The sequence below is a fragment of the Flavobacterium sp. genome, from assembly GCF_046317795.1.
Lineage (GTDB): Bacteria > Bacteroidota > Bacteroidia > Flavobacteriales > Flavobacteriaceae > Flavobacterium.
Genome location: NZ_JBKCVI010000174.1, coordinates 1 through 16,493 on the forward strand (window position 1 = coordinate 1; position 16,493 = coordinate 16,493).

Annotated in this window: 19 protein-coding genes; 10 read left to right on the forward strand and 9 right to left on the reverse strand. The window is 31.8% G+C overall.

Annotation, left to right across the window (positions count from 1 at the left end):
• The 8 genes from ACK5ON_RS10380 to ACK5ON_RS10415 form a co-directional block, all read left to right on the forward strand.
• Positions 1 to 220, forward strand: a 220-nt coding sequence (locus tag ACK5ON_RS10380; protein ID WP_409822212.1) for a helix-turn-helix domain-containing protein, incomplete at its 5' end; no start/stop codon positions are given.
• Between the two features lie 53 nt (positions 221 to 273).
• Positions 274 to 1,104 carry a hypothetical protein gene (locus tag ACK5ON_RS10385; protein WP_409822214.1) on the forward strand — a complete coding sequence of 277 codons (831 nt, stop codon included), beginning with the start codon at positions 274 to 276 and terminating at the stop codon, positions 1,102 to 1,104.
• A gap of 42 nt (positions 1,105 to 1,146) precedes the next feature.
• Positions 1,147 to 1,650: an LptE family protein gene (locus ACK5ON_RS10390; protein ID WP_409822216.1), complete on the forward strand. Its 504-nt coding sequence runs from the start codon at positions 1,147 to 1,149 to the stop codon at positions 1,648 to 1,650.
• A gap of 119 nt (positions 1,651 to 1,769) precedes the next feature.
• Positions 1,770 to 2,591 (forward strand): tetratricopeptide repeat protein, encoded by an 822-nt coding sequence (locus ACK5ON_RS10395; protein ID WP_396174283.1) that lies wholly within the window; start codon positions 1,770 to 1,772, stop codon positions 2,589 to 2,591.
• 12 nt (positions 2,592 to 2,603) lie between these two features.
• Positions 2,604 to 2,936 (forward strand): preprotein translocase subunit SecG, encoded by a 333-nt coding sequence (gene secG / locus ACK5ON_RS10400; protein ID WP_396174285.1) that lies wholly within the window; start codon positions 2,604 to 2,606, stop codon positions 2,934 to 2,936.
• A gap of 135 nt (positions 2,937 to 3,071) precedes the next feature.
• Positions 3,072 to 3,347 (forward strand): co-chaperone GroES, encoded by a 276-nt coding sequence (gene groES / locus ACK5ON_RS10405; RefSeq protein WP_396174287.1) that lies wholly within the window; start codon positions 3,072 to 3,074, stop codon positions 3,345 to 3,347.
• 61 nt (positions 3,348 to 3,408) lie between these two features.
• Positions 3,409 to 5,040 (forward strand): chaperonin GroEL, encoded by a 1,632-nt coding sequence (gene groL / locus ACK5ON_RS10410; RefSeq protein WP_396174289.1) that lies wholly within the window; start codon positions 3,409 to 3,411, stop codon positions 5,038 to 5,040.
• A gap of 160 nt (positions 5,041 to 5,200) precedes the next feature.
• Positions 5,201 to 7,528, forward strand: a complete 2,328-nt coding sequence (locus tag ACK5ON_RS10415; RefSeq protein WP_409822219.1) for a hypothetical protein — start codon at positions 5,201 to 5,203, stop codon at positions 7,526 to 7,528.
• An 18-nt stretch (positions 7,529 to 7,546) separates the two neighbouring features.
• Here the strand turns inward: ACK5ON_RS10415 and ACK5ON_RS10420 are convergent, their stop codons facing one another.
• The 9 genes from ACK5ON_RS10420 to xrtF form a co-directional block, all read right to left on the reverse strand.
• Entirely contained in the window at positions 7,547 to 8,236 is a 690-nt protein-coding gene (locus tag ACK5ON_RS10420; RefSeq protein WP_409822221.1) for a DedA family protein, read from the reverse strand.
• 81 nt (positions 8,237 to 8,317) lie between these two features.
• Complete coding sequence (locus ACK5ON_RS10425) at positions 8,318 to 9,046, reverse strand: DUF2490 domain-containing protein (protein ID WP_409822223.1); 729 nt, start codon at positions 9,044 to 9,046, stop codon at positions 8,318 to 8,320.
• Positions 9,047 to 9,109: 63 nt separating this feature from the next.
• Positions 9,110 to 9,481 (reverse strand): heavy-metal-associated domain-containing protein, encoded by a 372-nt coding sequence (locus ACK5ON_RS10430; protein WP_409822225.1) that lies wholly within the window; start codon positions 9,479 to 9,481, stop codon positions 9,110 to 9,112.
• A 122-nt stretch (positions 9,482 to 9,603) separates the two neighbouring features.
• On the reverse strand, positions 9,604 to 11,625 hold the full coding sequence (locus tag ACK5ON_RS10435) for a TonB-dependent receptor plug domain-containing protein (protein WP_409822226.1): 2,022 nt from the start codon (positions 11,623 to 11,625) through the stop codon (positions 9,604 to 9,606).
• A gap of 76 nt (positions 11,626 to 11,701) precedes the next feature.
• The gene (locus tag ACK5ON_RS10440; protein ID WP_396175145.1) at positions 11,702 to 12,121 is read right to left on the reverse strand and encodes an HYC_CC_PP family protein; all 420 of its coding nucleotides are present in this window, start codon (positions 12,119 to 12,121) and stop codon (positions 11,702 to 11,704) included.
• A gap of 53 nt (positions 12,122 to 12,174) precedes the next feature.
• On the reverse strand, positions 12,175 to 13,530 hold the full coding sequence (locus ACK5ON_RS10445) for an MBL fold metallo-hydrolase RNA specificity domain-containing protein (RefSeq protein ID WP_409822228.1): 1,356 nt from the start codon (positions 13,528 to 13,530) through the stop codon (positions 12,175 to 12,177).
• 3 nt (positions 13,531 to 13,533) lie between these two features.
• Entirely contained in the window at positions 13,534 to 14,364 is an 831-nt protein-coding gene (locus ACK5ON_RS10450) for an ATP cone domain-containing protein (protein ID WP_396175141.1), read from the reverse strand.
• Between the two features lie 56 nt (positions 14,365 to 14,420).
• Positions 14,421 to 14,867, reverse strand: a complete 447-nt coding sequence (locus ACK5ON_RS10455) for an exosortase F system-associated membrane protein (RefSeq protein WP_396175139.1) — start codon at positions 14,865 to 14,867, stop codon at positions 14,421 to 14,423.
• Positions 14,842 to 15,399 (reverse strand): exosortase family protein XrtF, encoded by a 558-nt coding sequence (xrtF, locus tag ACK5ON_RS10460; RefSeq protein WP_409822231.1) that lies wholly within the window; start codon positions 15,397 to 15,399, stop codon positions 14,842 to 14,844. The genes ACK5ON_RS10455 and xrtF overlap by 26 nt, the downstream gene beginning before the upstream one ends.
• Before the next feature lie 69 nt (positions 15,400 to 15,468).
• On the opposite strand from xrtF, the gene ACK5ON_RS10465 reads away from it, so the two are divergent.
• Complete coding sequence (locus ACK5ON_RS10465; protein WP_396175135.1) at positions 15,469 to 15,924, forward strand: GAF domain-containing protein; 456 nt, start codon at positions 15,469 to 15,471, stop codon at positions 15,922 to 15,924.
• A gap of 178 nt (positions 15,925 to 16,102) precedes the next feature.
• Positions 16,103 to 16,372 (forward strand): 30S ribosomal protein S15, encoded by a 270-nt coding sequence (gene rpsO, locus ACK5ON_RS10470; protein ID WP_264519629.1) that lies wholly within the window; start codon positions 16,103 to 16,105, stop codon positions 16,370 to 16,372.
• The last annotated feature ends 121 nt before the right edge of the window (positions 16,373 to 16,493 follow it).

Below are 16,493 nucleotides of genomic sequence, written 5' to 3' on the forward strand. Positions count from 1 at the left end.
AAATCAATCGCAACAAGAGGAATTTGACGATGATGATAATGAAAATTATTTGGACGCCGAGACCGTTGAAGTAGAAGAAATTTTAAAGTTAGAACAAAAAGAAATTGAACTCATCAAAAAATCATTGGAACGCCACAAAGGGAAAAGAAAAGCTGCCGCAGATGAATTGGGAATCTCTGAAAGAACACTTTATCGAAAAATTAAACAATTTGACCTATAAATTTTTTCTTTGCATTGCTACATGTTAAGTTTACAATACCAAATATATTATTTATGAAAAATATTTTTTTTCTACTGACTATTGCCATCACATTATTCTCTTGCAGTAGTGATGACAGTAAAACCATAATCAACCCAAATTTACTTCTAAGGGTTGATTTTTATCCTGGGACAACTTTTGAAGAACAATGGAATTTTAATTCGGATGGATTATTAATCAGTATAACCAATTCAGATAACGAATTAATAGAGTTATTTCTTTACGATACAAATAACAATGTTATACAAAACACAAAATATAGTTCGGGGTTACCAACTGAAAATTACATTATTACATACAACTCAAGTAATAAAATTACAAGTATTAATGGAAAAAATTACAATTATAGTGTTTCAGAAAATCGTTATTACTACACTCTAGGAAATGAAAGTTTTTCTTGTGAGTTAAATACAGACGGCATAGCAACTCATTATTTAGATTTTTTTGATTTCCCTGATGAAGGCGATGATATCCAAACTGAATTTGATTTTCAATATGAAAATGGTAATATGTTAAGCTATTCAGGTTTCGGGAGTAGCTTGGGTGAAATTGAAGCACATTTTAATTATGGAAACGTTATTAATCCATTAAAAATGGCTACACTCCCAGTATTAAAGATAAAGTCAATCCTAGACCCCCGTTTTTTTAATGACGGAATTTCTTCCAATAACATAAAAGAATATAAAAGGTATTCCTTGATAGATCCCGAGACTCATTCATTTGGCATACTAATTTACCCAAGTAATAAAATAGAATTACTATCACAAGAAAATTTTTCAAATGGCGTATATGAATCTACTTTAACAAATTCTTATTACTACTACCAAGGTGATGTAATTCCATAATTCAAAATAAAGAGTTACTTTAGCGGTCTTTAATTGGTTACCATGAAGTTTCTAAAATTGCTTTCTATTTTTATCCTCACTATTACTTTAAACGGTTGTGGTGCCTATAATTTCACGGGTACACGAAAAATTGATGCCAAAACGTTTCAGGTAAACTATTTCCAGAATAACGCTGAGTTAGTTGAACCAGGAATTGAAAGAACTTTCACCATTGAACTTCAGGAAATAATTCAAAATCAAACCAATTTGAATTTGACTAGTTCCAATGGCGATTTACTATATGAAGGCGAAATTACTGATTTTAGAATCACACCGATGACCGCTACTTCCGATCAGACAGCGGCACAAAACAGATTAACCATTAGAATAAATGTTCGGTTTAGTAATAAAAACAAAGAAGCCGATAATTTTGAAAAATCATTTTCATTTTTTCATGATTATGATGGGTCAAAACAACTTGTAGGACCAACTCTTTCAGAAGCGCTTGATGTGATTTTTGAGCGAATCACTCAAGATATATTTAATGAATCATTAGCAAAATGGTAGAAAACTCAGTAGGAAGTTTTCAGTCGCAGTGAACAGTCGCAGTAAGCAGAAAAAGACTTGAAACATGAAACTTGAAACCCGAAACTCGTAACCTAAAACCCGAAACAACCGATAAAAAATTGAACTTAACAGATTATACATACTTACTCAACAAACCCGACACTATCAACGAAAGGCATGCCCAAACATTAGATACTGTTTTGAATGCATTCCCCTATTTGCAAAGTGCCCGCGTTTTGAAGTTAAAACATCTGTATAATCAAGATAGTTTTAATTATAACCACGCACTGAAAGTTGCCGCTGCTTATACCACTGACAGAAGTATCTTATTTGATTTTATCACTTCAGATATATTTGTTTCTGTTCAAAAAGGTTTGTATGAAAAAAAGCTGGCAGAGTTGATGAACATGAGTGTTATAGAAAGTGAAGAAGTAATTGTTGAATACAAACCATCAATTGACCCTTTGGAACAATCCATTTTAACCTCCATAAAGGAAGCTACAACATCAGAAGAACAAAAAGTTTCAGAAAAATTAGCCATTGGCAAACCTTTAGAATTTTCAAGAAATGAAAAACATTCCTTTCAAGAATGGTTGCAACTATCGCGATTAAAACCAATTGAGAGAGAAAAACCAACAAAGGAAACACCTTCAGTTGATTATGAGAAAATGAAAAAACTGGATTTAATTGATAAATTTATCGAAAATAATCCTAAAATTTCACCCATTGCAAAAGATGCAACTGTTATAGCAATTGAGCCAATTGCTGACGATAACAGTTATTTGATGACGGAAACCTTGGCGAGAGTTTATTTAGAACAAAAAAAATATCAACGCGCCATTCAAGCTTATGAAATATTAATTTTGAAATATCCAGAAAAAAGTAGTTTCTTTGCAGACCGAATTTCGGATATTAAAATTTTACAACAAAATAATAATTAATTACAATACATCATGTTTACAATTTTTTTAGTATTAATAACAATCGTTTGTTTCTTATTAATAATTGCGGTTATGGTTCAAAACCCTAAAGGTGGTGGTTTATCTTCATCGTTAGGTGGATCTCAAATGCTTGGTGGTGTTCAAAAAACAACCGACTTTTTAGACAAAAGCACTTGGTTTTTAGCTGCAGCGTTAATCGTTTTGATATTATTGTCAAGCTTAAGTTTTCCAAGCTTATCAGGACAATCAGATTCAAAAGTCATTGACCAAACAGAGTCTGTTGCTCCTAAAACTACAACTAATAAAGCAACACCAGCTAAACCAGTTGAAACTCCAAAAAAATAAATTATACATATAAAAAATATAATGCCAGCGCTGACATGCTGGCATTTTTTTTAGGAAAAAATGTCAGCAATAATGGCTTGGCACAGTTTCTGAAATAAACGTTTCATAAATCTTATAACATAAAAAATAAATATTATGGCATTAAACATTAAACCACTTTCAGACAGAGTTATCGTGGAACCTGCAGCGGCAGAAACCCAAACGGCATCTGGAATTATTATACCAGATACTGCAAAAGAAAAACCACAAAAAGGAACTGTAGTTGCTACAGGAAATGGCAAGAAAGACGAACCATTGACGGTAAAAGTTGGCGACACTGTTTTGTATGGTAAGTATGCAGGAACCGATTTAAAATTTGATGGTAAAGACTACCTTATTATGCGTGAAGATGATATTCTTGCGATAATTTAATCAGTATTAAGATTTGAGAATTAAGTATTTAGACTAAAATTTAAAAAAAATAAAATAAAAAATGGCAAAAGACATAAAATTCGATATAGAAGCACGTGATGGATTAAAACGTGGCGTTGACGCTTTAGCAAATGCGGTTAAAGTTACCCTTGGACCTAAAGGAAGAAATGTTATTATTTCAAAATCATTTGGTGGACCAACAGTTACCAAAGATGGTGTTACGGTTGCAAAAGAAGTAGAATTAAAAGACCCATTGGAAAATATGGGTGCTCAAATGGTAAAAGAAGTCGCTTCAAAAACCAATGATTTGGCTGGAGACGGAACAACAACTGCCACCGTTTTGGCACAAGCCATTGTAAAAGAAGGATTGAAAAACGTAGCTGCTGGAGCGAACCCAATGGACTTAAAAAGAGGGATTGACAAAGCCGTTGAAGCTATCGTAGCTGACCTTGGAAAACAAGCTCAAGTAGTAGGAAGTGATTCTGAGAAAATTAAACAAATTGCTTCCATTTCCGCCAATAATGATGAAGTAATTGGTGAATTGATTGCAACCGCTTTTGGCAAAGTAGGCAAAGAAGGTGTGATAACTGTTGAAGAAGCTAAAGGAACTGATACTTATGTTGATGTTGTAGAAGGAATGCAGTTTGACAGAGGGTATTTGTCACCTTATTTTGTTACTAATCCTGAAAAAATGGAGGTGGAATTAGAAAGACCCTACATCTTATTATACGATAAAAAAGTGTCTTCTTTAAAAGAATTACTACCGGTTTTAGAACCAGTGGCACAATCCGGAAAACCATTATTGATTATTGCTGAAGATGTTGATGGAGAAGCTTTATCCACTTTGGTAGTAAATAAATTGCGTGGTGCTTTGAAAATTGCTGCGGTTAAAGCTCCTGGTTTTGGAGACAGAAGAAAAGCCATGTTGGAAGATATCGCAATCTTAACCGGCGGAACGGTAATTGCAGAAGAAAGTGGTTATACACTAGAAAATGCTACTTTAGAAATGCTTGGAACTGCTGAAAAAGTTACTATTGACAAAGACAATACAACTATTGTTAACGGAGCTGGAGATGCAGATTTGATTAAAAATCGCGTGAACCAAATCAAAGGTCAAATGGAAACTACGACTTCTGATTATGACAAAGAAAAATTACAAGAACGTTTGGCTAAATTAGCTGGAGGTGTTGCCGTTCTATATGTTGGTGCCGCTTCTGAAGTAGAAATGAAAGAGAAGAAAGATAGAGTTGACGATGCGCTTCATGCCACCCGTGCTGCTGTTGAAGAAGGAATTGTTGCTGGTGGTGGCGTTGCGCTTCTTAGAGCAAAAAATGTATTAGCAAACCTGAAATCTGAGAATGCAGATGAAGCCACTGGAATACAAATTGTTTCTCGCGCAGTAGAATCTCCATTAAGAACTATTGTTGAAAATGCAGGTTTAGAAGGTTCGGTTGTGGTAGCGAAAGTTACAGAGGGAAAAGGAAACTATGGTTACAATGCCAAAACTGACGAATATGTTGACATGTTGAAAGCTGGAATCATTGACCCTAAAAAAGTAACACGTGTAGCACTTGAAAACGCTGCTTCTGTAGCTGGAATGATTTTAACTACAGAATGTGCCTTGGTAGAAATTAAAGAAGAAAACGCAGGAGGTGGAATGCCTATGGGTGGTGGAATGCCTGGGATGATGTAATTCTAAATCGAATAAATACTTTTTTAAATGCCTCTAATTGAGGCATTTTTTTTTAGAAATACCAATATATTTTATCTAGCATTAAATTTTTTTTTACATTTACTCGATGAATATAAAAAAATATTTTTTTATCGCTGTACTCTTTCTTTGTAAAACTTCAATGCTTTCACAAATCATTGTCGAAGATATTGTAAAAAAACAAATTCAAGACAAACTTTCATCCTATTTCCTATTAGAAAGGGAAAACATAAATCTACATCTTAACAAAACTACTTTCTTAACCAATGAAAAAATTTGGTTTAAAGGATATGTACTAAATAGAAAAACACATCAGCCATTTTATAACACTACAAATGTTTTTGCTTTATTATATGATGAAAAAGGGAATAAAGTGTTTGAAAAATTACTTTTTGCAAATAATGGTACATTTACTGGAAAGTTTGAGCTTACTGAAAAGCTTCATTCTGGTTATTATTATATTCAAGTTTATACAAATTGGATGAATAATTTTATTGAAAACGAATCAACCATACAAAAAATCAATATCATAAATCCTACGGAAGGCGCATTAATTGAAAACTCAAGCCCTGATTTAGAAACACTTGAGTTAAAGTTAAATCCTGAAGGTGGAAATTTGATTAAAGGATTTTCTAATATTGTGGGTGTGAAATTATCTGATTGTTTTGGAAAAACTTCCAATAACGCAGAAGTTGAAATACAAAATAATAATGGTGATATTTTACAAACTATAAAATTAAACCAATTTGGCTTTGGAAAATTTGAAATTGTTCCTTCCAATAATTTAGTAAAAACCGTTTGCTTTATTAACGATAAAAAAATTGAGTCATTTTTAACAACTGCATCAGATACAGGCTTTTCTCTTGAAATTAACAGCTTTACCTTTCCAGATAAAACTATTTTTAAAATTAAAACCAATTCAGAAACTATATCCATTTTAGAGAACAAACCAGTCTACCTTGTAGTGAATCAAGATGATAAAAATTCAGTTATACCTTTGAAATTGAATAGTCAAAATTTGGAACAAGTTTTATCGATTTTAAATGAAAATCTATTTGAAGGGATTAATACAATTAGAATAATAGACAGTAATTTAAATCAATGGTGTGAAAGGAACATTTATGTTTACCCCAACAAAAATAAAGCTATCAGCATATTGCTGAACTCTAAGAAAAACGGTAAAATAAAAATGGTTGGATACTCTGAATATGCAAACGCCAACATAAGCATTTCCATATTGCCAGAAGAAACCAAAGCACAGGAAATTGAAGATAATCTTTTTTACACCGCAACAATTAATCCATATATTAATGAAACTCTTAATGAAGTTAAATATTACTTTACCGAGCCATCAAGAAAGCAATTTTATGAATTAGATTTAGCCCTACTAAATCAAAGAAAGCCCAAATACGAATGGAAAAATATAATTTCAAATCCACCAAAATCAAATTATAGTTTTGATATCGGACTTACCATTAAGGGGACTGTAAATCAAGAATTAAAAGATAAAGACGCTTATAAAGTTCGATTATATTCTATTATGGATTTAATTTTAGTTTTATCAGATATAAATGAAAAAAACGAATATAAATTTGAAAATATAGCTGTGTCCGACTCAACTGTTGTTGATTTATCTCTGCTAAAATCCCCTGAGTTAAATACTGTTTCATCAAATTTTGTAACGCAAGTTATCAACAGAAACAAACCTTTTACAAAGGCATTTTCCATACCTTACAGCGATTGTAAAAAAACTCAAAATTATAATTATTCTACTTTGTTTGATTTGCCAAAATTTAACGGAGATATAATTAATTTAAAAGATGTGGTAGTTAAATCCAAACCCAAAAAAGTATTGGTTAATGAAAATAAATTTGGAAATTCTAACCTAAGAGGATATAAAATAGAAGAAAACAACACTTCAAATTTATTATTATTTATTGAACAAAATGGGTTTAATGTCAACCGTACATCTACTGGAGATGTTTTAATAACTTCAAGACAGATTTCTTCGATTTTTGGCGCAAGACCAACTCCCGAAGTTTTTATTGACGATAGAGTATTGCCATTTTCGTTTGCAGAACTAGACTTAATGGATATGTCTGAAATAGACGAGATTTATATAAATGCCAATGCTATTGTCCCAACATCCAGAAACAAACAAGGAATAATAAAAATTTATAGAAGAAAAAATTTCACTACCAAATCAATCATCAAATCCGTTCCATTTTTAATTAAAGAAGGTTTTGAAAGCAATTCGAGTTTTAAGAATAATGATTATGAAAGTTTTGCTAGTAAAGGATTTGAAAATTTTGGAATTGTTGACTGGTGCCAAACAATTCTAACTGATGAAAAAGGAGATTTTTTATTTGAATTTCAAGATGCTAACTTGAAAAATTATAAAATTATTATTCAGGGATTTACTATTGAAGGTGAACTAATCAATAAAGAATTTAAATTCACAATTGATTAACAGTTAAACAACTTTCATTTATTCTTCTCCTTCAGTTTTTGGACTTTTCTTAATCATTTTCAAAAAGACTGGGAAAGTAGAAATCAAAATAATCCCTATGACAATTTTCTCAATATGATGCTTTAAATCAATGTTGTATTTTTCCAAAAACATGCCATATAAATAATGCCCAGCAAAAATTAAGGTAAACGACCAAAGAAAAGAACTTAGAATATTGTAAAACATGAATTTCTTTTTGTCCATAGTTACAATACCAGCTACAATTGGTGCAAAAGTTCTCACTATTGGTAAGAAACGAGCAAAAATAATAGCTTTACCTCCAAATCTTTCAAAGAAATCCTTAGACTGAATTAAGTACTTTTTCTTAAACCAAAAACTATCTTCTTTTTTATATAAATAATAACCACTTTTGGCACCAAACCAATAGCCCACCATATTCCCTAATATTCCAGCAACTGCTACTAAAGTTGACAACAGTATTACATTGGCCAAATCACTTTCGATAAAAGTAAAATTCTCTACCAAACTGCGACTATAAATTCCTGCCAAAAAAAGTAAACTATCACCCGGCAAAAAGAAACCTGCAAATAATCCCGTTTCGGCAAACACGATAAACAGTACTATCCAAAGGCCAACTTTCACGCCTGCAATAGACATTGTTATATAAAACTCAGGGTTTAACAATTGCAACCAATCAAAATCATTCATATAGTATAAAATATAATGTGTGAAAATCGAGCGTGAAATTAATCAAATTTTTTGGGATAATTAGGTAAGACGTATTATAGTTTATAAAACCAAATTTTGTAGCACTGAAAAGGAAATCGTATGATACATAAAATCATTAGCGATAGACGAAGTAACATAATGATTTAAATAGCCAACTTCTAATCTTGTAGTATTATTAAAATTCAATCCAAGTCCTACAAAAAATCTGTTTTGATCTATAAAATTCCTGTTTATAGTATTATCTCCCAACGTAAAAAAAATTTCATCTTGTAAAACTATATACATCTCATTATCGGTTCTTTTAAAATGGTATAAATGGAATAAGTTTCTGTTCAAATAACGCAGTCTATTTTGATAATTGGTGGCACTATTTATAACATAATTATCTACAAGTTCCAATTGCTCAACCCATCGCTGTTCCAAACGGAATCGATGTAACATTACATTTTTTTCATTATGCCATTTTTTGTAATATTGAAATTGTTCCCATAGTCTATTTTCTTTAAAATAATCACCTAATGAGTTGTTAAAAGTATTTACCAAAGCATAACCAGTGGCAAGATGTTTTGATGAAGAAATATCATATATAGCTCCAATCCTAAATAGGTTTTGTTGATTTTGCTGCAATTGATTATCCATTCTAAATTGAGCTTCAACTTGACAACTCCAATGATTAGACACCTTTAAAAAACCGGTATATGCCATCCAGATTCTTTGATCTTGTTTGAAATCTTGGGAATACAAAATGTAAATACACAAAAGACAACCAGCAAGGAACAGCTTTTTCATTGAATGTTTTTGACAAAAATAACAATAAAAAAACTCTTAAAACGTTATTTTGGAAGTATGAAATTATTCTCTTTCATATTTGCAACAGCCATGAAGATTGTCATATATCTCTTGTGTGGTTTTGACTTCTTCACTATCATGACCTACATTGGCAATGGCTTTTTTAACATCCATCACTGAACATTTTTCTTCATTAATAATCACAGCCATTTGGTGTGTTTCAATATTCCAAGTTGCTGATTTTACACCACTAACAGAAAAAGCCGCTTTCTGAATTCGTTTTTGACATTGGTCACAGTTGCCATTTACTTCAAAAGTGTATTTGGCATTTTTACTTTTTTTAACTCCGCTCAGTTCGTCTCCGCTTAGGGTTTCTTGCGCTTGAGCAGAAAATGCAACAAACAGTAACATCATTCCTAAAATTGTATTTTTCATTTTTTTATTTATTAAATTAAGTTATTTTTTCATTTTTGGAACACCGATTTAAGAAATATTTGAAATCTTAATAATCAATCTGTGAAAATTTTTCTAATTTCTTACATCCGTGTTGCTTAAAATTATTTTATTTTAAATCGCAATCCCGCATAATACATCTGTCCAAAAATGGGCGCATATATTATCGATGTATCAAAATTGGAACCAAAAGGATTATCAGCGCCTAAAATGGCTTTCTCTTGACGGTAATTTCCAATGTTTTCTCCTCCAATATACATTTCAAAAGTACTCGAAAAAGTTCTAGTAATTTGCGCATTCATTACAGCAAATGATGGTGAAAACTCAGGAAATCTATCTTGTTCGGGATTACTAGCAGTATAGGGTAACTGCTGTTTGCCAAGCCAATTGAATGTATAATCAAACTTCCATTGTTTACCTTTTTCTAAAATATGAGTTTCATATTCTATATTACCAAAAAAACGATGTTTCGCTTGCAAAGGCCTTTGAAAACTTCCCGAAAGATAATCGGTCGAAATGTCATAATACTTATAAGCCGTTCTCAAATTCAAATGTTTGATAATTTCCAGATTGAAATCCAATTGAAAACTGTTGGCAAATGATTTTCCTTTTAAATCATAAAACAAAACCTGTTGCGGCGAATTCATAACATCCACAACAGCTTGATTTTGAAAATCGGTTCGGTAAAAATCAAATCCTACATCGGCACTTTTACCAAATAGCAAGAAATTTTGTGTAAAACTCACGCCATAATTCCAAGCTATCTCTGGGTTCAAACCATAGATTTTTCCATTGGTATCCAAAAAAGAAAAAACTCTAGAACTCGCAAAAAGATTTTGATTTTCGGCAAAAATATTGGCGGCACGTTTCCCTCTTCCTGCCGAAAATCGAATGACTGATTTTTCCCAAGGATTGTATTTCACATGCAATCTTGGCGTAAAAAACACGCCTAACCTATTGTGATAATCTAGTCTTCCACCTAAAATATAACTGAACTTATCAGTATCATCATAGGTATATTCAAAAAAACCACCAACTGAATTGTCAATTCGACTTACATCAGCAAGGTTGACAAATTCAGCATATTTATCATATGTGAAATTCAATCCTGTTGCAAATTTATGCATCGTATTACTAATTATCGAATTGAAAATCAGGTTCGAATAAAAACTTTGTTGCTTGATATCATATTGATTCAAACCAAAATAAGATTGCTGATTGTGGCTCGTAAAGGCATTTTGAAAACCAATGCTTTGATACGGCATGTCTTTGAAAACATAACCTATTTTTGAGGTAAAATCCAATCGCTCTGTATTGATTTCTGAACCCCAATGATTAGTTGTTAACTTATCTCTATCAGGATCAAAATGGAGTTCCCCTGTTTGCTTTTCATCATTCATATAACGAAGATTCATAAACGAAACCCAACCTGTCTCAGGATTAGAATAATGCCAACGATTTGCAATATTGATTTGTTTCCCTAATGGATTATCCAAAAACATATCGTCGTTCATGTCGTTTTTACCAACACGTGTATTACCATGAACAAATAAGCTGGTTGCCCACTTGTCTGAAATTTTTTTATTGAAATGGGTATTTAGCTCATATCGACTATCGGTAGAGCCATAAAAATTTAAGAAAAAAGGAATGTCATTACAAGGCTTAATTAATTCTGTATTTATTTGCCCCGAAATACTTTCGTAACCATTCACAACACTGCCTGCTCCTTTGGTAATTTGGATACTTTCTACCCATGTGCCCGGTGTAAAAGATAATCCATAAGCTTGTGATGCACCACGAACTGAAGGTATGTTTTCTTCAGTAATCATGATGTATGGACTAGTAAGCCCAAGCATTTTTATTTGTTTGGTTCCTGTCAAAGCATCCGAAAAATTGACATCGATGGACGGATTGGTTTCAAAACTTTCGGCCAAATTACAGCAAGCTGCTTTGAGTAATTCTTTACTAGTTACTAATGTAGTGTTAGCAGTTCCCGATAGTGACTTTTTTAGTCCTTTTCGTTTGCCTTCTACTGTTACTGTTTTCAAGGTATCTGTTTTTGGAGTTTCTTGAGAAAAAGTAACAATAGTAAACAACAAGGTTAAAGATAACATTATATGTTTCATTGAAATTGATTTAAATTTAATTTTAAAAATTAAATTTCTCTAAAAGTTAGAGAAACTGAAAAAAATTCAGTTTAAATCAGGAGTAAAAAGTAAATTGACAATAGAGTTTATAACGTGGTGGAGCATTGGACTCACAATAAAATGCTGTTGTTTCTTTTGAAAAACACTGAGCTTCAACAACAGCTAGTGTTTGGTTTTTATACGCTGAGAAAAAGGCGGGTTCAAAATCAAGCGAAATAGTTTTTATTATTATTTTCTCGGTTTTGTTTTTTAGGTTAACTTTTTTATCGGAACAACAGTCTTTATGAGTGGTCTGAGGTTTTGCACAGCAGGATTCTTCTTCTACTAAACGCGTTTCGCATTCTTCTTCTTTAGAAAAAACAGAAGAAACTGAAGCTATTTTCCCTTCACAATAATGTATGGTAAACGCCAATCCAGAATTGGAAACCAATACCAGTAAAGCGATTAAAATACTAATATGCTTTTTTATTTTCATAATGCAAAGTTACTAATATTCATATACCTAAAACTTAAAATCGTATTAAAACTTTAGATTTCAATCTCTTGTCCCATTAATGGAACCGAACAATCGAAACTATACTTTTCTTGAATTTTGATTCGCAATTCATCGGCTGGTTGGTTTTCACCATGCACTAAAAAAACTTTTTTAGGTTTGTTTTCCAATTTCGATAACCAATTAAGTAAATCCGTTTGATCTCCATGTGCAGAAAGCCCTTCGATTTCAAGAATTTTTGCTAAAACGGGATAATACTTTCCGTAAATTTTCAATTCAGTTGCACCTTCGAGTAATTTTCTACCTCGAGTTCCTTCTGCTTGGTAACCAACAAGTATTACTGTTGTTTCGGGCAAACCGATATAACGTTCTAAGTAACTTAAAACTCTTCCTCCAGTAATCATTCCACTAGCAGCAATGACTACTTTAGGTTGTTTGTCAAGAATAGTTGTTATCGTTTCTTGATAATCGGAATTCATGGTAAACATCTTGCACATTGCAATACAATCACTTTCAGAAAGTTTATGCCACTTTCTATTATTAATAAAAATATCCAATACACTTATTCCCATTGGCGTATCAATAACATAGGGAATATCTGGAATTCTATCTTCTTTTTTCAATTGCCAAAGCAAATACATGATCACTTGTGCTCTCTCTACTGCAAAGCTAGGAATGATAACAGTTCCATCTATTTGAAAAGTGTTGTTGACATAGGTTTCCAATAATAATTTCACATCTTCATCAGGATGAATTCGATTGCCATAGGTACTTTCAAGAAAAATATAATCTCCTTTATTGGGCTTTATTGGCGAGTACATCAGCACATCATCATCGCGACCAATATCTCCTGAAAAAACCAAGGTTTTATTTTCCAATTTCAATTCAATTGAACAAGCTCCAATAATATGTCCTGCATTAAAAAATCGAGCTGAAATTTCAGCATCTAAAACAATTTCATCATCTGGTTTTATTACTCTAAATAAAGGGAAAACTTCTTCTGCCTGTTCAACATTATAAAGCGGTTCTGCAACGTCATGCTTTGAAAAATGTTCTTTATTTGCTCGTTCGGCTTCTTCCTCTTGTATTTTGGCACTGTCTAATAAAATTAATTTGGTAATAGCTGCTGTTGGACTCGTACAGTATATTTTACCTTTAAAACCTTGATTTACCAGTCGTGGTAACCAACCGCAGTGGTCTAAATGACCATGAGTCAACAAAACAAAATCAATAGTATCGGATAAAATTGGAAGTGGTTCCCAATTGAGTTCACGCAAGGGTTTAATTCCTTGAAACTGTCCGCAATCAATCAGAATTCGAACACCATTACTTTCTACCAAAGTTTTTGAACCTGTAACTGTTCCTGCTCCACCTAAAAATTTAATCTTCATTTTTTATATGAATTTACAAAGCTCGGAAGCTTCTTTTAAAACATTTTTTATTCGGTTAGGGCTTATCCCTATCCTTTCAAGAATTTCCAAATTTTCAAGAATTTCTTTTGCCAAAATTATATCTAACACCATTAGTTTGTCTTTTTCTGCTATAGTTAATGTGGTTAAACATGTAATTGGATACAATTGTTGGTCATCAATTTTTTTTCTCAAACTGAACTTTTCAGGATAATCCCAGCTCAGTAATTGTAAACCAGAACATTTAGCAAAAGCAATAGCATCAGATGTAAACCGATTGTTTGTTACAATCCAACATGCTGAAATTACATCTTTTTTAGAATAGATTTTATGGCTTCTGTCTTTCAAATCATTAAATCGTGAAAGGATATACAAAGGTACTTTCACATCAGAATTGGCATCTTTACCTGAATGAAATTTGCATTCTACCATTTCTATATAATCATTTTTCTTGATGACAACATCTACTTCATGACCTACGCATTTACCTGACAAAAAAAGATTTGTTTGAGCTAAATAGCCCTCAGAAACAAATAATCTGGCTATGAATTTTTCGAAAAAGAAACCTGCAGGTCCAAGCAACTGAATTGCTGCACGCAAATTATATCGAGCTGCGTGTGAGTTAGATGATTTTTTTAGTAAAGCAAAAGCTAATTTGTAGATTTTTTTTGTGGAAATACCTTCATAGATTTGATTTTCTATAGTTTGTAAAACTTCGTCAACTATATTCTTATTTGCTCCTGATTTAAGCAAAGAACTTTTGAGTTTTTCTCTATTAAAATCAACAATATTACCTGAATGTTTTACAATTTTCATGGTAAGGTATATTAAGTTTCCGTTTCTAGAATTTTAGTAAAGTTACGAAATATAGCTTACTTTTTGATTTGTTTTTGGTAATAAAAACCTGGAATGAAAAGAAGTATAAAAATGGGTTGAATAATAAATCTTCTGATATAAAATAAGGTCATTTTATGCTCTTCTCCAAAAAAAGTGAGGACAAAAATGAAGCTTATCATTAAAACCGAACCCAAAATCATATAAACCAAAATAGAAAATTTAATAATTTTGGTATCCTTAAAAATCACGTACAACAGCAACAAAGAAATCACAGAATTAAGGTAAAACCGCATTCCCAAACTAAAAAACAATTTGAAAATATTGAATTGTGGAAAAGGTAAATGAGAATACTCACTTTTATAATAATTCAAAAACGGATCGTAGAATAATGTTTCTTCAAAAGCTCTAATTAAAACTAGAAGCAGTACCAAAAACAATGACCAAAATAACTTTTTTTTATTTTTTAGTAGTAGCTGTAGCATGATTAGAATATTTATTAACCCAAATAACCCACAATAAAAAAACAACACCATAAATCACCAAAGGAAAAATAACGCCATGCAAAATATGCTCCATCTGAGGAAAATGATACAAAGCAATGCACAATAACGCAATTCTGCCAATATTCAAAACATGAATTATGATGCTTCCGAGGAGTAGAAAAACAATAGTGTTTTTTAGTTTTCCAGTAAACGCAATTACAAAAGCTATGAATAAAATAATCACACTCAGCGCATTACAACCTTCAATTATTCTGGATATGTACTTATTGTGATAAAATATTTTTACACTTGGTTCTTTGAGGTGCGGCATCGAATAGGATTGTGAATCTACCCAAGTCAATACAGTTATCGTTTGATCTGCTACTAGTTGTGTAAATGAATCGACTTCGTTCTTTGAAGAATCAAATCGGTTCAAATAGGATTGATAGATTATAGTGAGGATTAAATAGCTCAACACAAACTTTCCAAGAAAAAGCAAAAAAGGTTTGTATAGCAAGAACAAATTTTTCAATGTAAAATTTTTAACAAATTTATGCAAAAATAAAAAAGCACACTCTTTACATTTGCATAAAAATTGAAAATGAATTTTGAAAACTTAAAACCTCAAGTCATCACTATTCTTGCTGAAGCAAATTTAGAACGAGATGTCAAATTAAAATTGCTTTGCCAGTTCTTATCGGACAATGTGGATTATTATAACTGGGTTGGGTTTTATTTTGCCAATCATGACAACAAAACGTTGCATCTTGGACCCTATGTTGGTGCCGAAACTGACCACACCGTAATACCATTTGGAAAAGGAATATGTGGACAAGTGGCTGTTTCCAATCAAAATTTTGTGGTTCCCGATGTTTCAGCCCAAGATAATTATATAGCGTGTAGTTTTACGGTAAAGTCGGAAATCGTAGTGCCATTATTTGTAAACGGAATTAATATTGGACAAATTGATATTGATAGCCATGTACTAAATCCGTTTTCAGATGCCGATGAACGATTTTTAGAATTTGTAAATCAGGAAGTTGCCAAATTATTCTAATCAAATTCCAAAGTCAAATCCCAAATTCCAACATGATATTTAAATTTTTGTAATCTATTTGGAATTTGATCCCGAAGTTTCGAGAAAAAGATTGGAAATTTAAAATTAAATGCTACCTTTGCGCACGAATTAGGAAAAACCTATTTCATACATAATAATCATTTAAAATAATATTAGCATGTACTTAACTAAAGAAGTTAAAGCAGAAATCTTCGCTAAACACGGAGGAAAAGCAGAGAATACAGGGTCTGCCGAAGGACAAATTGCATTGTTCACTCACAGAATTTCACACTTAACAGAGCACTTGAAAAAAAATCGTCACGATTACAATACGGAGCGTTCGTTAGTACTTTTGGTAGGCAAAAGAAGAAGTCTTTTGGATTACTTAAAGAAAAAAGATATCAACAGATATCGTGAGATTATTAAAGAATTAGGTATTAGAAAATAATCAACTAAAGGGGCTTCGTGCCCCTTTTTGTTTTATTTATATTGACAGAAAAAGTTTGGTTTTTCATTGGGTTACAAACAACTACACACACAACAACAACAACACAACTGACCCTTTGTTT

Excerpts from the sequence above, each read along its gene's own strand:
- ACK5ON_RS10385 (WP_409822214.1), top strand. The coding sequence starts at position 274 with ATGAAAAATATTTTTTTTCTACTGACTATTGCCATCACATTATTCTCT.
- ACK5ON_RS10390 (WP_409822216.1), top strand. The coding sequence starts at position 1,147 with ATGAAGTTTCTAAAATTGCTTTCTATTTTTATCCTCACTATTACTTTA.
- secG (WP_396174285.1), top strand. The coding sequence starts at position 2,604 with ATGTTTACAATTTTTTTAGTATTAATAACAATCGTTTGTTTCTTATTA.
- groES (WP_396174287.1), top strand. The coding sequence starts at position 3,072 with ATGGCATTAAACATTAAACCACTTTCAGACAGAGTTATCGTGGAACCT.
- groL (WP_396174289.1), top strand. The coding sequence starts at position 3,409 with ATGGCAAAAGACATAAAATTCGATATAGAAGCACGTGATGGATTAAAA.
- ACK5ON_RS10415 (WP_409822219.1), top strand. The coding sequence starts at position 5,201 with ATGCTTTCACAAATCATTGTCGAAGATATTGTAAAAAAACAAATTCAA.
- ACK5ON_RS10420 (WP_409822221.1), bottom strand. The coding sequence starts at position 8,236 with ATGAATGATTTTGATTGGTTGCAATTGTTAAACCCTGAGTTTTATATA.
- ACK5ON_RS10425 (WP_409822223.1), bottom strand. The coding sequence starts at position 9,046 with ATGAAAAAGCTGTTCCTTGCTGGTTGTCTTTTGTGTATTTACATTTTG.
- ACK5ON_RS10430 (WP_409822225.1), bottom strand. The coding sequence starts at position 9,481 with ATGAAAAATACAATTTTAGGAATGATGTTACTGTTTGTTGCATTTTCT.
- ACK5ON_RS10435 (WP_409822226.1), bottom strand. The coding sequence starts at position 11,625 with ATGAAACATATAATGTTATCTTTAACCTTGTTGTTTACTATTGTTACT.
- ACK5ON_RS10440 (WP_396175145.1), bottom strand. The coding sequence starts at position 12,121 with ATGAAAATAAAAAAGCATATTAGTATTTTAATCGCTTTACTGGTATTG.
- ACK5ON_RS10445 (WP_409822228.1), bottom strand. The coding sequence starts at position 13,530 with ATGAAGATTAAATTTTTAGGTGGAGCAGGAACAGTTACAGGTTCAAAA.
- ACK5ON_RS10450 (WP_396175141.1), bottom strand. The coding sequence starts at position 14,364 with ATGAAAATTGTAAAACATTCAGGTAATATTGTTGATTTTAATAGAGAA.
- ACK5ON_RS10455 (WP_396175139.1), bottom strand. The coding sequence starts at position 14,867 with ATGCTACAGCTACTACTAAAAAATAAAAAAAAGTTATTTTGGTCATTG.
- ACK5ON_RS10465 (WP_396175135.1), top strand. The coding sequence starts at position 15,469 with ATGAATTTTGAAAACTTAAAACCTCAAGTCATCACTATTCTTGCTGAA.
- rpsO (WP_264519629.1), top strand. The coding sequence starts at position 16,103 with ATGTACTTAACTAAAGAAGTTAAAGCAGAAATCTTCGCTAAACACGGA.